This window comes from Kocuria arenosa (genome assembly GCF_042879215.1).
In the GTDB taxonomy this organism is placed as follows: Bacteria; Actinomycetota; Actinomycetes; order Actinomycetales; family Micrococcaceae; genus Kocuria; species Kocuria arenosa.
The window spans coordinates 42,831-58,347 of sequence record NZ_JBHZTA010000001.1; the positions used below are offsets into that span (position 1 = coordinate 42,831).

Annotated in this window: 13 protein-coding genes; 6 read left to right on the plus strand and 7 right to left on the minus strand. The window is 74.1% G+C overall.

The annotated features are described in order from the left end of the window. Positions 1-102: 102 nt before the first annotated feature. On the minus strand, positions 103-1,125 hold the full coding sequence (locus ACFYE3_RS00205) for a zinc-dependent alcohol dehydrogenase family protein (protein ID WP_387605935.1): 1,023 nt from the start codon (positions 1,123-1,125) through the stop codon (positions 103-105). A 206-nt stretch (positions 1,126-1,331) separates the two neighbouring features. Here ACFYE3_RS00205 and ACFYE3_RS00210 point away from each other — a divergent pair, with 206 nt between their 5' ends. Continuing rightward, on the plus strand, positions 1,332-2,207 hold the full coding sequence (locus ACFYE3_RS00210) for a helix-turn-helix domain-containing protein (protein ID WP_387605933.1): 876 nt from the start codon (positions 1,332-1,334) through the stop codon (positions 2,205-2,207). 72 nt (positions 2,208-2,279) lie between these two features. On the opposite strand, the gene ACFYE3_RS00215 is transcribed toward ACFYE3_RS00210, so the two are convergent. The 4 genes from ACFYE3_RS00215 to ACFYE3_RS00230 form a co-directional block, all read right to left on the minus strand. After that, positions 2,280-4,169 (minus strand): pectinesterase family protein, encoded by a 1,890-nt coding sequence (locus tag ACFYE3_RS00215; protein ID WP_387605930.1) that lies wholly within the window; start codon positions 4,167-4,169, stop codon positions 2,280-2,282. After that, on the minus strand, positions 4,166-5,536 hold the full coding sequence (locus ACFYE3_RS00220) for a pectate lyase family protein (protein WP_387605928.1): 1,371 nt from the start codon (positions 5,534-5,536) through the stop codon (positions 4,166-4,168). Before ACFYE3_RS00220 ends, ACFYE3_RS00215 begins: the two co-directional genes overlap by 4 nt. Positions 5,537-5,780: 244 nt before the next feature. Continuing rightward, positions 5,781-6,734 (minus strand): alpha/beta fold hydrolase, encoded by a 954-nt coding sequence (locus ACFYE3_RS00225; RefSeq protein ID WP_387605925.1) that lies wholly within the window; start codon positions 6,732-6,734, stop codon positions 5,781-5,783. Beyond that, positions 6,731-8,374: a flavin-containing monooxygenase gene (locus tag ACFYE3_RS00230; protein ID WP_387605924.1), complete on the minus strand. Its 1,644-nt coding sequence runs from the start codon at positions 8,372-8,374 to the stop codon at positions 6,731-6,733. Before ACFYE3_RS00230 ends, ACFYE3_RS00225 begins: the two co-directional genes overlap by 4 nt. 69 nt (positions 8,375-8,443) lie before the next feature. On the opposite strand from ACFYE3_RS00230, the gene ACFYE3_RS00235 reads away from it, so the two are divergent. The 3 genes from ACFYE3_RS00235 (at position 8,444) to ACFYE3_RS00245 (ending at position 10,843) form a co-directional block, all read left to right on the plus strand. Further along, complete coding sequence (locus tag ACFYE3_RS00235; protein WP_387605922.1) at positions 8,444-9,469, plus strand: AraC family transcriptional regulator; 1,026 nt, start codon at positions 8,444-8,446, stop codon at positions 9,467-9,469. A 135-nt stretch (positions 9,470-9,604) separates the two neighbouring features. Further along, on the plus strand, positions 9,605-10,468 hold the full coding sequence (locus ACFYE3_RS00240; RefSeq protein WP_387605920.1) for an SDR family NAD(P)-dependent oxidoreductase: 864 nt from the start codon (positions 9,605-9,607) through the stop codon (positions 10,466-10,468). Positions 10,469-10,477: 9 nt separating this feature from the next. Then, a complete protein-coding gene (locus tag ACFYE3_RS00245) occupies positions 10,478-10,843 on the plus strand; it encodes a VOC family protein (protein WP_387605918.1) in 366 nt (121 codons plus the stop codon). Positions 10,844-10,898: 55 nt separating this feature from the next. Here ACFYE3_RS00245 and ACFYE3_RS00250 read toward each other — a convergent pair whose 3' ends face one another. Both ACFYE3_RS00250 and ACFYE3_RS00255 read right to left on the minus strand, forming a co-directional pair. Further along, the gene (locus ACFYE3_RS00250) at positions 10,899-11,288 is read right to left on the minus strand and encodes a YchJ family protein (RefSeq protein ID WP_387605916.1); all 390 of its coding nucleotides are present in this window, start codon (positions 11,286-11,288) and stop codon (positions 10,899-10,901) included. Beyond that, positions 11,285-12,754 carry an NCS2 family permease gene (locus ACFYE3_RS00255; protein ID WP_387605914.1) on the minus strand — a complete coding sequence of 490 codons (1,470 nt, stop codon included), beginning with the start codon at positions 12,752-12,754 and terminating at the stop codon, positions 11,285-11,287. The genes ACFYE3_RS00250 and ACFYE3_RS00255 overlap by 4 nt, the downstream gene beginning before the upstream one ends. Positions 12,755-13,043: 289 nt before the next feature. Between ACFYE3_RS00255 and ACFYE3_RS00260 the strand changes: the two genes are divergently transcribed. Next, positions 13,044-14,738 (plus strand): nitrite/sulfite reductase, encoded by a 1,695-nt coding sequence (locus ACFYE3_RS00260; protein ID WP_387605911.1) that lies wholly within the window; start codon positions 13,044-13,046, stop codon positions 14,736-14,738. After that, complete coding sequence (locus tag ACFYE3_RS00265; protein ID WP_368830907.1) at positions 14,735-15,502, plus strand: phosphoadenylyl-sulfate reductase; 768 nt, start codon at positions 14,735-14,737, stop codon at positions 15,500-15,502. The genes ACFYE3_RS00260 and ACFYE3_RS00265 overlap by 4 nt, the downstream gene beginning before the upstream one ends. Positions 15,503-15,517 lie beyond the last annotated feature (15 nt).

Consider the following 15,517-nt stretch of genomic DNA (forward strand, 5'->3'; position numbering starts at 1 on the left):
CCTCCACGCTCCGCCGCCGGCGCGTCCGCGGCGCCTGTCCGCGGCTCCTCCGTCGGGCCGGGGCCCGCGGCCCGCCGGCGCCGAGCGCAGACGCCCCGGGGCTCAGAGGGTGAGCAGGACCTTGGTGGCGCGGCGTTCGTCCATGGCCCGGTAGCCCTCGGCGGCCTGCTCCAGGGGCAGGGTGAGGTCGAAGACCTTGCCGGGGTCGATCTTCCGGTCCCGGATGAGCTGGATCAGCTCGGGCAGGAACCGGCGCACCGGGGCGGGCCCGCCGCGGGTGTGGATGCCGGCGAAGAACAGCTCGATGCCGGGGATCTGCACGTCGTGGTTGACGCCCACGTAGCCCAGGTGGACGCCGCCGCGGGTGGCGCCCACGGCCTGCATGAAGGACTCCTGGGTGCCCACGGCCTCGATCACCGAGTGCGCCCCGATCCCATGGGTGAGCTCCTTGATCCTCGCCACGCCCTCCTCGCCGCGGTCCTCGACGATGTCGGCGGCGCCGTAGTAGCGGGCGAGCTCCTGGCGCTGCGGGTGCCGTGACACCGCGATGATGCGCTCCGCCCCGAGCTGCTGGGCGGCGAGGACCGCCATGAGCCCGACGGCGCCGTCGCCGACGACGGCGACGGTCTTGCCGGGTCCGGCCTCGGCGGCGACGGCGGCGAACCAGCCGGTGCCCAGCACGTCGGAGGCGGCCAGCAGCGAGGGGATCAGCTCGGGGTCCGGCTGTCCCGGGGTGGCCACGAGGGTGCCGTCGGCGTGCGGGATGCGGGCCTTCTGCGCCTGGGTGCCGATGGTGCCGGCGACGAACTCGGCGTGCACGCACTTGGACTGGAACCCGGCGCGGCAGATCTCGCAGGTGTTGTCGGAGATGACGAAGGACCCGACGACGAAGTCGCCGACCTGAAGGGTCTTCACCTCGGCGCCGATCTCCTCGACCACCCCGACGTACTCGTGGCCCATCAGGGTGTGGTCGACGTCCTCGACGCCGCGGTAGGGCCACAGGTCGGAGCCGCAGATGCAGGTCGCGCTCAGCCGGATGATCGCGTCCGTGGGCTCGACGATCTCCGGGTCCTGGCGGTCCTCGACCCGGACGTCGCCGAGGGCGTGCATGATGACTCCACGCATGGTGGTGTCCTCCTTCTGGTGCGGTGGTCCGTGGTGCGGTGGTCCGTGGTGCGGACGGTCGGGTGCGAGCTGCGCCGGCCGGAGGGCCGTTGCGCAGGACGGGGCATGCTCCCCAGTCAACCCCCGGCTCCCGCCGCGAGGGTGCCCTGCCGGGGGGTGTACCGGCAGGGCACCCTCCGGCTCCGGCCGCGCCCTATCCTGGCGGGATGGACAACCGCACCGAGGTCCGGGACTGCCTCGTCTCGCGCCGGGCCAAGCTCACCCCGGCCCAGGCCGGTCTGCCGACCGGGGGCAACCGCCGGGTGCCGGGGCTGCGCCGCTCCGAGGTGGCGGCCCTGGCCGGGGTGAGCGTGGAGTACTACGCCAAGCTCGAGCGCGGGGCGGTTGCCGGGGCCTCGGCCTCGGTGCTGGAGGCGGTCGCCGCCGCGCTGCGCCTGGACGAGACCGAGCGGGCGCACCTGCTCGACCTGGCGCGGGCGGCCGACGGCGTGTCCGCCGCCCGGCGCCCGCGCCGCCGGGCGGCGAGGCAGGCGAGCTCCCGGCCGGGGCTCCAGTGGGCGCTCGAGGCGATCACCGGCGGGGTGGCGTTCGTGCGGAACCAGCACCAGGACCTGCTGGCCACCAACGCCCTGGGCCGGGCCTTCTGCGCCCCGCTGCTCGGCGACGGCGGACGCACCCCCAACCTCGCCCGGTTCCGGTTCCTGGATCCGGCCTCCCGGGAGTTCTGCCCGGACTGGGAGGTGTTCGCGGGCATGTGCGTGGCGATCATGCGCGCCGAGGCCGGCCGCGACCCGCACGACCGGGCGATGCAGGACCTCGTCGGGGAGCTGTCCACCCGCAGCGAGACCTTCCGCACCCTGTGGGCCACCCACGACGTGCGCACCCACGGCACCGGCACCAAGCGCTTCCGCCACCCGGTGGTGGGGGAGCTGACGCTGGCCTATCAGGAGCTGGCCGTCACCGCCGACCCCGGGCAGGTCCTCATGATCTACACCGCCGAGCCGGGCTCGGCCTCGGCCGAGAGGCTCCGGCTGCTCGGATCCTGGGCGGCCGACCGGCACGCCGCCGTCCCCGAGCGCTGATCCGCGGTTGCGGCCCGCGCACGGTGCGGCACCGGCGCGAGCCGCTCGCACCGGTGCCGCGCGCGTCCTGGGTCAGTCCTGCAGCGCGAGCAGCGCCGTGCTGTCGGCCGCCGTGCCCGCCAGCTGCGGCGCCCACCCGTCGTCGCCCTCGAGGTAGGTGCGGACCGTGAACCGCGCCTCCTCCCCGGCCGGCAGTTGCGGGCGGTCGGGGGTGACCTGCGCCCCCGGGCCCCGGTTGTGGTGCTCGGCGAAGCGTGCCTCGCGCCACGAGAAGCCGCTCATGTCCGTCCACGGGCTCGCCGAGACGTGGGCGCCGAGCCACGAGTCCCGGACCAGGACCTGCGCGACGGCCCGCGGATCCCCGCTGGGGTGCCACGGCCGGCCCAGGTGCACGGTGCCCCGTGCCGCATCGGACGTGAAGCGGCACCGGTCGAAGAGGTAGCCGTGCGCGATGCTGAGGTCCTGGCTGCCGGCCGTGACGTAGCCGTTGTTGGTGGCGGAGCCACGGTCGAGGGACCGGATCTCGCAGTCCTCGAAGACGGCCGTGCCGCGGCCGAAGACGAAGTCGACGTCGCCCTCCACCCAGCACCGGTCGAACCAGGACCTCGAGGCCACACCGCTCGCCGGCGAGTTGACCAGCAGGGTGTCCTGGTTGCCGAGGAAGCGCACCCCGGACAGCACCGCCCGGTCGCCCGTCAGGTGCAGGGCCACGGCCTGGCGGTCCTTCATCTCCGGGTGGGCGGCCTCGTCGAAGTCGTTGGCGAACGTGAGGTTGCGCGCCACGAAGTCCGCGCCGTCCACCCGGGCGGATGCGCTGCCGGACGTGCCGAAGGGTCCGCTGCCGTCGGGCTTCCCGGTGCCGGAGGCGTTGTCGTGCACCAGCACCACGTCCTCGGGGCGGTCGCCCGTCCCGACGAGCGAGATCCGGGGCTTGCCCGCCGGCACGCGCAGGACCTCCCGGTACTCCCCGGGCTGGATCCGGATCACCGTCCGGCGGGCGCCGCCCGGCTCCGCCGCGTCCACGGCGGCCTGCACGGTCCGGAACGGCCTGCCGGGGCCGACGTCGAGCACCACGGGGGTGTCCACGGGGCGCTCGCTCGGCCAGAACATCCGGGCCAGCGGGTCCGTCACGGCGTCGGGATCCGGGAACCAGCCCGGCGGCACGATCCGCTTCGACCGCAGCTCGCGCGCGACCAGCCGGGCGACGGCCAGCGCGCCGAGGGCCTGGAAGTGGGTGTTGTCCTCGGAGCCCTGCGGGTACTGCGGGTGCTGCCCCGGGGCCAGGTGCAGGAAGTGGGATGTGGTCCCCTCCGTGCCGAGGCGCTGCCACAGGTCCTTGGACGAGGCGGTCAGGTCCACCAGGGGCGTACCGGTGGCCGCGGCGAGCTCGCGCACCGCCTGCGGATAGGCGCCGTGGGTGTCCCGCGCGGCCCCGAAGGCGTCGAAGCGCCGGCGCTCCACGGGGGTGACCAGCACGGGCTGCGCCCCGCGCGCGGCGGCGCCGTCGAGGTAGCGGCGCAGGTACTCCTCGAAGGTGGAGCCCGGCAGGGTGCCGCGGGCCGGGTCCTCGACCTTCTCGTCGTTGTGGCCGAAGGAGATCAGCAGGTGGTCTCCCGGCTGCAGCAGGGACAGCGCCCGGTCCAGCAGCCCGGCGTCCGCGTAGCTCTTGGACGAGGCCCCGGACCAGGCGAGGTCGAGCACGCCGGCCTGGGGCCCCAGCAGCAGGGGCAGGGCCTGGCCCCACCCGGCGCGCGGGCGCTCGGAGTGCTGGTACGCGGAGGACGTCGAGTCCCCGACGACGACCAGCGCCGGCCGGGTGCGCCGCGTCCCGCCGCTGTTGCCGATGGCCCCCGTCGTGGCGAGGGCCGAGGAGGCCGTGGCACCCGTCAGCGCGGCAGAGCCGGCCGCCAGGGCGAACGCGGTCAGGACGGTGCGGCAGCTCGGCGCCCCGGGGGCCCTCACCGGTCGCCGCCGGTGCTCAGGACGGGGCCCGCGGTGCGGGCGAGCAGCGCCGGCACGGCCTGGGGTGCGTGGACCTTCGTGCGCAGCACGGGCGTCCAGGAGGTGTCGTGGGTCAGCCGCTCGGCCTCCGGGACGGCGGCGTTGTACGCGGCCCGCACGTCGACCTTCTTGCCGTTCACGGTGTTGTCCACGGTCGCGATGGTCGTGCCCTTGTACCGGCCGATGATCTCCGCGGCGTCCGTGCCGGCGGGGAGCGTGAAGGCGTTGGCCTCCGCGTAGAGGTGCGACTCGATCCCCGCGCCCAGGGAGTACACGTAGGGGACGGAGCCGTCCTCCGGCACCACGTAGTGGTTGTTGTAGACGTCCACCTGGCCGTAGCGCACCCGGGGGGCCCGCTGCCCGACGTCCTCGAACACGTTGTGGTGGACGGTCACCCGGAGCCTGCCCGGGTCGCCCCGGTTGGTGGAGTCGGTGGACCCGATGAGCATCAGCTTGTCGTGGTCGGTGAACCGGTTGTAGGACATGGTGACCAGGTCCGACCCGTTGGTCACGTCGACCGCGCCGTCGTGCACCTGGTAGGGGGTGCCGAAGTAGGAGGGCTGCTCGCTGTCCAGGTTCGGGGCGTCCGTGAACTCCGAGTGGTCGATCCAGACGTGGGTGGCGCCGTTGACCACCTGGAGCAGGTCGTACTCGCTGTTCCAGGCCCCGGTGCTCCCGTCGCCCGGGTCCCAGGCGGGGAAGCAGTCGGAGGAGTCGGAGAACGTGAGGTTGCGCAGGATGACGTTGTCGGTCCCGTTGATCCGCAGGGCCGCGCCGCGGATCTCGCTGTCCGCGCCCGCGCCGACGATCGTGGTGTTGCTCGGGATGTCCCAGCGGATCGTCCTCGCCTGATTGCGCGCGGCGACCCGGCGGGCGTCCTCCTGGGCGCCCGCCGGATCCCGGTCCCGGCCCCACGTGGCGGGGTCGTAGGCCTCCAGGTACTGCTCCAGGGAGTAGCCGGTGCCGGCCGCGTAGTCGTCGCAGCTCAGCGGGGAGCCGTCCGGCGCGGTGTTGGCGTCGATCCGGCCGTGGACGCGGACGATCTTCGGGCGGTCGCCCGCGGCCCCGAACGCCGCCAGCAGCTCGGTCCGGTTCGTGACGTCGTAGACGTCGGCGGGCTCCGCGGCCGAGCCGCCGGTCGTGCCGGTGCCCAGGGAGGCCCACCCGTCGTTCTCCGGGAGGATCTGGCGCTCGAGCGGTGTGCGGGCGGTCTGGGCCGCGGGGTCGGCGAGGGGGCTGGGGGCGGCCGACGCCGGGGTCGCCGCGAGGAGGGCGGCCGTCATGGCCACGGCGGTGGGGATGGACAGGTGCGCAGTGCGTTTCCGCATGGTTCCTCTTCCGTCATCAGGGGGACGCCCTCGAGGGGGTGGGTCACGTGTGACGGGGGTCACGGGAGGGCGTTGAGCAGGACGGTACCAGAAAGCGCTTTCCCAGAGAAGGTGCGCAGGTGTTCGGACGGTGCCGCCCACGCCTCGTCGCTCCCCTGTGGCCGAGGGGTCGTCATCTGCGAGAGCGTGCAGCGCTGAGCGCCGGAACGCGACCCCGCGGCGGAGTTCCGGTGGGGTCCGGGGGTCAGCGGGCGGCGCGCGACTCCTCGACCGACGCCACGAACTCCCGCGCCAGCTCCACGAGCTCGTGGGTGCGCTCGATCTGCGGCATGTGCCCGGTGTCCGGGAAGACGTGCAGCCGCGCCCCCGGCAGGGCGGCGGCCGCGGCCTCGGCGTGGCGGGCCGGCAGCACGGCGTCGGCGTCGCCCCACACCACGAGCACGGGCAGGCCCGACGCCCGCACCTTCTCCAGCAGGGCCTTCCGCCAGCCGGGCAGCACGCCGATCACCGGCAGCCCGATGCTCCGGTAGGTGCCCAGGAACGTGGCCCGGAAGTCCGGCTGGGAGCCCACCCGTGCCGCGTGCCGCAGCAGCTCCGGGGTGGCCAGGGACGGGTCGAAGAAGCAGTTCCGGTTGGACCGCACCGCGGCGGCCCGCGCCAGCGGCCGGAACCGGTGGCCCACCAGGGGCAACCGGGACAGCCCGGCCCAGACCATGGGCAGGGGGGAGACGTTGGCCTCCCGGCCGAACCCGGCGCTGTTGGCGAGCAGCAGCCCCGCGACCCGCCCGGGGTGCTCGGCGGCCACGGTCATGGCCACGGCTCCGCCCAGGGAGTTGCCCATGAGGTGCACCGGCCGGTCCTCGCCGAGCGCGTCGAGCACGCCGACCACGGCGCGGGCGAACGCCCCGAGCCCCGGCCGGTCCGGGCCGGCGGGGGTGAGCCCGAAACCGGGGAGGTCCATGCTGAGCACGCGGTGGTCCCGGGCCAGCAGGTCGTGGGCGGCCGACCAGTCCTCCAGGCTCCGGCCGATGCCGTGCAGCAGCACGAGCGGCGGCGCCTCCGTGGGCCCGGAGCGGCGGATGCGCACGGGCCGGCCGGCGAGATCCACCGTCGTCGTCGGGGCCGCCGGGGCCTCCAGGGCGTCCGGGGTGCCGGCGGGGGCGTCCGCGGCGGGGCGCGGGACCTGCTGGTCGGTCATGCGTGGGCCTCCTGCGGGCGGGCACCGCGGCGGGCCGCGGTGCGGGGGACGAGGTCGAGGGTGCGGGACAGCGGGGTGCGCAGGGTGGTCGCGGAGTCCAGCAGGTAGTTCTGCCGCACCCGCCACGGGTGCCGGTCGCCCTGGCGCGGAAAGGCGCCGATCGCGCGCTGGACGTAGCCGGACCTGAGGTCCAGCAGCGGCTGCTCGGCCATGCCCCGGCGGGCGCGCGGCACCACGGCCCCGGCGTCGTGGCGCTCCAGGTGCCGGAGCACCTTGCACACCAGCCGGTGGGTGAGGTCGGCGCGCAGGGTCCAGGACGCGTTGGTGTAGCCGATGCACAGCGCGAAGTTCGGCACGCCGGTGAGCATCGCGCCGTTCCACACGAACTGCTCGGGCAGCTCCACGGGCGTCCCGTCCACGGTCAGGACGATCCCGCCGAAGGGGAGCAGCCGCAGGCCCGTGGCGGTGACCACGAGGTCGGCCTTGAGGACCCGGCCGTCGCTCAGCCGGACGCCCTCGGGCACGAACGTGTCGATCGTGGCCGTGACGACCTCCGCCCGCCCCTTCCTCAGCGCCTTGAACAGGTCCGCGTCCGGCACCGCGCACAGCCGCTGGTCCCACGGGTCGTAGGACGGGGTGAAGTGCTCGGCCACGAGCTCCTCGGAGCCGAGGATGCGCGCGGCCCGGGATGTGAAGAACACCCGGGCCGCGGCCGGGCGGCGGCGGCAGAACTGGTAGACGGCCGTGCTGAACAGGATGTTCTTGGTCCGGATGACCCGGTGGGCGAGTCCCGCGGGCAGGGCCCGGCGCAGCGCGTCGGCCCGCTTGTCCCGGCCGGGCACGGCGCTGATCCACGTGGGGGAGCGCTGCAGCATCGTCACGCTCGCGGCTTCGGCGGCCATGGCCGGCACCAGGGTCACGGCGGTGGCGCCGCTGCCGACCACCAGCACGCGCCGGCCGGTCCAGTCCAGGTCCTCGGGCCAGAACTGCGGGTGCACCACCCGGCCCCGGAAGTCCGCCAAGCCGGGCAGCGCGGCGTCGTGGCCGCGGTCGTAGTCGTAGTAGCCGGCGCACGAGTACAGGAACGAGCACGTCATGGTTCGCTCGTGGACGGTGCCGTTCTCGTCGCGGGCCTCGAGGCCGAGGCTCCAGCGCTGCTCGGCGCCGGACCAGTCGGCCGAGACCACCCGGGTGCGGAGGCGGACGTGCCGGTCGATGCCGAACTCCGCCGCCGTCTCGTGGATGTAGGCGAGGATCGACGGGCCGTCCGCGAGAGCCTGCGGGTCCCGCCACGGTTTGAAGGAGTAGCCGAGCGTGAACATGTCGGAGTCGGAGCGCACGCCCGGGTAGCGGAACAGGTCCCAGGTCCCGCCCAGGTCGTCCCGGGCCTCCAGTACGGCGTAGGACAGCTCGGGGCGCTCGGTCTGCAGGCGGTAGGCCGCGCCGATGCCGGACAGGCCGGCTCCGACGACGACGACGTCCCGGTGGTCGCCCCCGCCGGAGAACTCGCCGAAGGGCTCGCCGAAGGCCTCGCCGGGGGACTCTCCGGGGGAGTCGCCGGGCTGTTGCCCGGGAGACTCGCGGGGAGACCCGCCGGGGACCTCGCGGGGCGGCTCGCTGGCGGTGGAAGGTGCTGGCATGCTTCCAGCATCGCCCGGCACGCTCGCGAAGACTTGACGCTGCGCGACGATTGCTTGACTCTGGGCGACATGACGGTCATCCGGTCCGCGGGCCTGCGCGGCTTCCGCGCCGCGGTCGCGGAGCTCGGCGGGGACGCCGAGGCCCTCGCCGACGCCGCCGGTCTGCCCCGGGCGGCCCTGGACACCGACGACCTCCTGGTCCCGGAGCGGGCCGTCGGGCGGGTGCTCGAGACCGCCGCACGAGAGCTGGGTTGCCCCGACCTGGGGCTGCGGGTCGCCGCGCGGCAGGACCCGGGCGTGCTCGGTCCGCTCGCGCTCGCCGCCCGCCACTCCGAGACGGTGCGCGACGCCCTCGAGTGCACCTCCCGCTACCTGTTCGTGCACGCCCCGTCCCTCGAGCTGGCGCTGGTGCAGGACCCCTACGGCGCCCGCGGAGTGACGGCGGTGCGCTACGGCGGCTCCTCCGCGACCGCCCAGGACCCCGGGCGGGGCAGCCCGCAGGGCACCGACCTGGGCCTGGGTCTGCTGCACCGGGCCCTGACCTCCCTGGTGGGCGGCCGCTACGGACTGCGCACGGTCGAGCTGGACCACCGGCCGGCGGCGCCGCTGCGGGCCTACGAGGAGTTCTTCGGGGCGCCCGTGCGCACCGGCCGCCCCGAGGTCCTCCTGCGGATCCCCACGAGCACGCTCGCCCGGCCGCTGCACGGGGACGCCGGCGTCCGGCAGGTGGCGCTCGCCTTCCTCGACGCCCAGCTCCCCGGGTCCGGCTCCGCGTGGGCGCCCCGGGTCCGGGGCGTGCTGGTGCAGCTGCTCGGCACCGCGGCACCGGAGATCGAGGCCGTGGCCCGGGTGCTGGACCTGCACCCCCGCACCCTGCAGCGCCGGCTCGCCGAGGAGGGCACCACCTTCGGCGCCGTCCTCGACGAGGCCCGGCGCAGCGCCGCCCTGCGCTGGCTCACCACCACCGACGTGCCCCTCGGCCAGATCGCCGGGCTGGTGGGGCTCTCGGAGTCCTCGGCCCTCACCCGGTGCGCCCGCCGCTGGTGGGGCGCGCCGCCGCGGGACGTCCGCCGCCGGGGCGTCCCGGCCGGCTGACGGTGTCGCCCCGCGTCAACTTCCTGTCGTGGAGGGTCAAGCCGCGATCGTGGCCTGCCCGCACACTGGACAGCAGGCCCCGAGCCCCGTACCCCTCATCCCCGCACCCCCGGTCCACGACCCCAGGAGCAGCCCGTGTCCCCGTCCGCACCCTTCCGTTTCGCCGGCGCCACCGCGGTGCTCACCGGCGCCGCCTCCGGCATCGGCGAGCAGCTGGCCCACGGCCTCGCCGCCCGCGGCACCCACCTGGTGCTGCTCGACCGGGACGCGGTGGGACTCGAGACCGTCGCCGGGGCGATCCGCTCCGGGCACCCGGACCTGCCGGTGCGCACGGTCGTCGCCGACCTGGCCGAGCTGTCCGCGCTGCCGGGCGTGGCCGAGCGGATCCGGGCCGAGCACCCGCGGATCGACCTGCTGGTCAACAACGCGGGGGTGGGCCTGGGCGGGTCCTTCGAGCAGGTCTCCGCGGAGGAGTTCGACTGGCTCATGGACATCAACTTCCGGGCGCCCGTGGTGCTCACCCGCGAGCTGCTGCCCGCCCTGCTCGCCGCCCCCGGCAGCCACCTCGTCAACCTCTCCAGCCTGTTCGGGCTCATCGCCCCGCCCGGACAGGTGGCCTACTCCGCCAGCAAGTACGCCCTGCGCGGGTTCACGGAGGGCCTGCGCCACGAGCTGGCGGGCCGGGTGGGGGTCACCGTGGTCCATCCGGGCGGGGTCCGGACCCGGATCGCCGACTCCGCGCGCACCCCGGCCGCGGTGCCCGAGGAGCGGGCGCGGAAGGAGCGGGAGGATTTCGCGGCGCTGCTGAGCTATCCGGCGGAGCGGGCGGCCGCCGACATCCTGGGGGCCGTGGAGCGGCGCCGGAACCGGCTGCTCGTGGCGCCCAGCGCCGTGCTGCCGGACCTCGTGGCGCGGCTCCTCCCCGGCTCCTACTGGCCGGTCCTGCGGCATGCGCCGCGGGTCCTGCAACGTCTTTCCGGGCGGCGGCGCCGGGCCTAGGCTGGGCGCATGACCAGCACGCTGTCCGCCATCGCCATCGACTGCCGCGACCCCGAGACCCTCGCCCGCTTCTGGTGCGCCGCCCTGGGCTACGTCGTCCACGGGGAGGCCGAGGGCTTCGTGGGCATCGTGCCCGCGGAGGGCGGCGGCCCGCACCTCGACTTCGTGGTCGTCCCCGAGCCCCGGACGGTCAAGAACCGGCTGCACCTCGACCTGCGCGCCGCGGACACCGACCAGGACTCCGAGGTCGCACGCCTCGAGTCCCTCGGGGCCCGCCGCGTGGACGTGGGCCAGGGACCCGAGGTGACCTGGGTGGTGCTGGCCGACCCGGAGGGCAACGAGTTCTGCGTGCTCTCCGACCTCGAGGACGACTGAGCCGGTTGGACCTGCTGGGCCGACCGAGCCGGCTGGATCGGCTGAGCCGGCGGGCTCAGGCGGGCACGCCGTCCACGTAGTACCAGCGGCCGTCCTCGCGCCGGAACCGGGAGTTCTCCCGCTGGGTCCCCCGGGCCCCGTCCGGACCGCGCCAGGAGGCGGTGAAGTCCACCCACCCCTCGTCGTCGAAGGGGCCGCCGCCCGTGGCGCCGTGGACGTCGAGCCGGGTCCAGCGCAGCGCCGGGTCCAGGTCCACGGACTCCGGGCGCGTGCCCGGGTGCCACGTGGCCAGCAGGTGGGCCTCGTCCCCGGCGGCGAAGGCGCTGAACCGCGAGCGCATGAGCAGCTCGGCCGTGGGCGCCGGGCGGCCGCCGTGGAAGCGGCCGCAGCACGCGCCGTAGGTCTCCCCGGTGCCGCAGGGGCAGCGGGCGTCGTCGTCGATCATGCCATCCAGCCTTCGACCACGCCCTTGCCGAAGAACACCACGAAGGCCGTCGCCACCACGTACATCAGCGGGTGGACCTCCTTGCCGCGGCCCTGCACCAGGCGGATGAAGACGTAGGAGACGAAGCCCGCGCCGATGCCGTCCGCGATGGAGTAGGTGAACGGCATGACGGCGAACGTCAGGAAGGACGGCACGGACAGGCCCCAGTCGTCCCACTCGATGCGCACGACCTGCTTGGCCATCAGGAAGCCCACCACGACCATGGCCGGGGCCACGGCCTCGAACGGCACCACGTTGACCAGCGGGGTGATGAACATGGCGAGCAGGAACAGCACGCCGGTGACCACGTTCGCCAGGCCGGTGCGGGCGCCGTCGGCGATGCCGGTGGAGGACTCCACGAAGATCTGGTTGGAGGACACGGAGCCCGCGCCGCCGGCGATCGCGCCGGCGGCGTCCACGAGCAGGATCTTGTCCACGTTCTGGATCTGCCCGTTGCGGCCCACGAGCCCGGCCTGCTGGGAGAGCCCGACCATCGTGCCCATCGCGTCGAAGAAGATCGAGAGCAGGATCGTGAAGATCAGCAGGGCCGCGGCGAGGGCGCCGAGGCTCTGGATGGCCTCGAACGGGGCGGCCGAGCCCACGAGGGAGAGGTCCGGCAGCGCCACGAACGAGGTGGGGGCCGCGGGCACGACGAGCGACCACCCGGTGGGGGCGTCCACCGAGGAGCCGGACGGGACGACCGCCTCGAGCACGTGGGCGAGGAGCGTGGTCGCGACCACGGCGATCAGGATCGCGCCGCGGACGTTGCGGACGATGAGGGCCACGGTCAGGAGCAGGCCGACCACGAACGTGAGCATGGGCCAGCCCAGCAGCGTCCCGCCGTCGCCGAGCTGCACGGGCACGGTGGTGCCGGCGGCGTCCGGGATGCGGCGCACGAAGCCGGCGTTCACGAAGCCGATCAGGGCGATGAACAGGCCGATGCCCACAACGATGGCGGTCTTCAGGGAGGCCGGCACGGCGTTGAACACGGCGGTGCGGAAGCCGGTGAGCACCAGGACGAACATGATCAGGCCCGCCCACACCACCAGACCCATCACCTGGGGCCAGGTGAGCTCCGGGGTGGTCACGATCGTCACGGCGAGGAACGCGTTGACGCCCAGGCCCGTGGCGATCGCGAAGGGTGCGCGGGCCACGACGCCCATGAGGATGGTCAGCACCCCGGCGACGAGCGCCGTCACGGCGGCGACGCGCTCCCCGCCCAGGACGTTGCCGGCGCCGTCCGGGCCGTAGCCGAGGATCAGCGGGTTGAGCACCACGATGTAGCTCATCGCGATGAACGTCGCCACGCCGCCGCGGACCTCGCTCGTCACCGAGGAGCCGCGCTCGCTGATCTTGAAGAAGCGGTCCAGGCCGTTGCGGGGCGGACCGGAGGGAGTCTCGGTGGAGACGGAAGCGGAGGATGCCATGTCGGTCCTTCAGGCGCTCGACGGGAGGGAGCGCGTCTCCACGAGGAGGGCTCCGGGCTGACGGCGGCACCGGCGTGCCACCGTGACGACACTACCTCTCTGCGTCCGGGCGCGTCCCGGGCGCGGACGCGCCCGGGACGGGACGCTGGTCGGGGCCGGCCGGGCCTTGCGCTCGGCGCCTTTGCACAGATCGGCCCTCGTGTCCACCCCTGTGTCCTGTCACGTCGGTTCATGGCGGTTTGTGACGACCGGCGTGACTGTCCTGCGGGACCCGCGAACAATCGACGGCATGACACAGACGACGCGCGCGCCCCGCGCTGCCCGGAAGCCGAAGCCCGAGGGGCAGTGGCAGGTCGACGGCCGGGAGCCCCTGAACCCGAACGAGGTCTTCAAGCAGGCCGACGACGGGCTCAACGTGCGCACCCGGATCGAGGAGGTCTACTCGAAGCACGGCTTCGCCTCGATCGACCCGCAGGACCTGCACGGACGCTTCCGCTGGTGGGGGCTCTACACCCAGCGCAGGCCGGGCATCGACGGCGGGCGGACGGGCTCGCTGTCCGACGCCGAGATCGAGGACGAGTACTTCATGATGCGCGTCCGGCTCGACGGCGGGGCCCTCACCCGCGAGCAGCTGCGGGTGCTCGGGCAGATCTCCGCGGACTTCGCGCGGGACTCGGCGGACATCACGGACCGGCAGAACATCCAGTACCACTGGATCCGCGTGGAGGACGTCCCGGAGATCTGGCGCCGGCTCGAGGACGCGGGCCTGGACACGGTCGAGGCCTGCGGGGACGTGCCGCGCGTGATCCTGGGCTCCCCGCTCGCCGGGATCGCCGAGGACGAGATCATCGACCCCACCCCGGTGATCGAGCAGATCAAGTCCACCTGGATCGGCTCCCCGGAGTTCTCCAACCTGCCGCGCAAGTACAAGACCGCGATCACCGGCCACCCGTCCCTGGACGTGGTGCACGAGATCAACGACTGCGCGTTCGTGGGCGTGGTCCACCCCGAGCTCGGCCCCGGCTACGACCTGTGGGTGGGTGGCGCCCTGTCCGTGGTGCCGTTCCTCGGCAAGCGCCTCGGCGCCTTCGTGACGGAGGAGCAGGCCCCCGCGGTGTGGAAGGGCGTCACCAGCATCTTCCGCGACTACGGCTACCGGCGGCTGCGCAACCGCGCCCGGCTGAAGTTCCTGGTCCAGGACTGGGGGCCGGAGAAGTTCCGGCAGGTGCTCCAGGACGAGTACCTCGGCTACGAGCTCGCCGACGGCCCCGCGCCGGAGAAGGCGGCCACCCCCGGCGACCACATCGGCGTGCACCGGCAGAAGGACGGCCGGTTCTACATCGGCGTGGCCCCGCGCGTGGGCCGCGTCTCCGGGGCGAAGCTGCTGGCCCTGGCGGACGTGATGGAGAAGTACGGCTCCGACCGGCTGCGCACCACCCCGCACCAGAAGCTCGTGCTGCTCGACATCGAGGAGGCCGACGTCGAGAACGCCGTCGCCGACCTCGACGCCCTGGACCTGCCGGCGAGGCCCTCCGCGTTCCGCCGCTCGACCGTGGCGTGCACCGGCATCGAGTACTGCAAGCTCGCGATCGTCGAGACCAAGCAGACCGCCTCCGACACGATCGACGAGCTCGAGCGACGGCTCGACGGCGTGGAGCTGCCCCACCCCATCTCGATGCACGTCAACGGCTGCCCCAACTCGTGCGCCCGCATCCAGACCGCGGACATCGGGCTCAAGGGCCAGTTGCTGCCCACCGAGGACGGCGGGCAGAAGCCCGGCTACCAGGTCCACCTGGGCGGCGGGCTCGCCGCCGACGACCGCGCCGAGGCCGGCCTGGGCCGGACCGTGCGCGGACTGAAGGTGTTCCAGGACGACCTCGCCGACTACGTCGAGGGACTGGTCCGGCGCTTCCTGGCCCAGCGCACCGGGGACGAGAGCTTCGCCGAGTGGACCCACCGGGTCGAGGAGAGTGAACTCGCATGACCGGCACCGACACGGGCACCCGCCCCGCCCTGCGCGACGAGCAGCAGCTGCGCGACCTCGCGGCGGCCGGCGCCGCCGCCCTGCACGCCGAGCTCGACGCCGAGGGCCGGGTCCCGGCCGCGGGGGAGGCCTCCACGGAGGAGGCGATCCGCTGGGTCGCGGAGAACTTCGACCTGCGCAACGTCACCGTGGCCTGCTCGATGGCCGACGCCGTGCTCCCGGCCCTGGTCGCCGAGCAGTTGCCCGGCGTGGACGTGCTCTTCCTCGAGACCGGCTACCACTTCCCGGAGACCATCGGCACCCGGGACGCCGTGGCCCACATGCTCGACATCACCGTGGTCGACGCCCTCCCGGAGCTGACCGTGGCGGAGCAGGACGAGAAGCACGGCAAGGACCTCTTCGCCCGCGACCCGGGCCTGTGCTGCGCGATCCGCAAGGTGGCCCCGCTCAAGAAGTCCCTCGAGGGCTACGAGGTGTGGTTCACCGGCGTGCGCCGCGACGAGTCCTGGACCCGCACCAACGCCCCGATGGTGACCTTCGACGAGACCCACAAGCTCGTCAAGGTCAACCCCATGGTGCGCTGGACCCTCGACGAGCTGGTCGAGTGGTCGCAGGACCACGGGGTGCCGACGAACCCGCTGATGGCGGAGGGCTACCTCTCCATCGGCTGCGCCCCCTGCACGCGGCCCACCGCCCCGGGCGAGGACCCGCGCGCGGGCCGCTGGGCGGGCAAGGACAAGATCGAGTGCGGTATCCACCTGTGAGCGCACCCACGACGA

Bases quoted from the DNA above. Each gene is read 5' to 3' on its own strand.
- ACFYE3_RS00250 (WP_387605916.1), bottom strand. From the start codon at position 11,288: ATGATCGACGACGACGCCCGCTGCCCCTGCGGCACCGGGGAGACCTAC.
- ACFYE3_RS00235 (WP_387605922.1), top strand. From the start codon at position 8,444: ATGACGGTCATCCGGTCCGCGGGCCTGCGCGGCTTCCGCGCCGCGGTC.
- ACFYE3_RS00255 (WP_387605914.1), bottom strand. From the start codon at position 12,754: ATGGCATCCTCCGCTTCCGTCTCCACCGAGACTCCCTCCGGTCCGCCC.
- ACFYE3_RS00220 (WP_387605928.1), bottom strand. From the start codon at position 5,536: ATGCGGAAACGCACTGCGCACCTGTCCATCCCCACCGCCGTGGCCATG.
- ACFYE3_RS00260 (WP_387605911.1), top strand. From the start codon at position 13,044: ATGACACAGACGACGCGCGCGCCCCGCGCTGCCCGGAAGCCGAAGCCC.
- ACFYE3_RS00225 (WP_387605925.1), bottom strand. From the start codon at position 6,734: ATGACCGACCAGCAGGTCCCGCGCCCCGCCGCGGACGCCCCCGCCGGC.
- ACFYE3_RS00210 (WP_387605933.1), top strand. From the start codon at position 1,332: ATGGACAACCGCACCGAGGTCCGGGACTGCCTCGTCTCGCGCCGGGCC.
- ACFYE3_RS00230 (WP_387605924.1), bottom strand. From the start codon at position 8,374: ATGCCAGCACCTTCCACCGCCAGCGAGCCGCCCCGCGAGGTCCCCGGC.
- ACFYE3_RS00245 (WP_387605918.1), top strand. From the start codon at position 10,478: ATGACCAGCACGCTGTCCGCCATCGCCATCGACTGCCGCGACCCCGAG.
- ACFYE3_RS00205 (WP_387605935.1), bottom strand. From the start codon at position 1,125: ATGCGTGGAGTCATCATGCACGCCCTCGGCGACGTCCGGGTCGAGGAC.
- ACFYE3_RS00265 (WP_368830907.1), top strand. From the start codon at position 14,735: ATGACCGGCACCGACACGGGCACCCGCCCCGCCCTGCGCGACGAGCAG.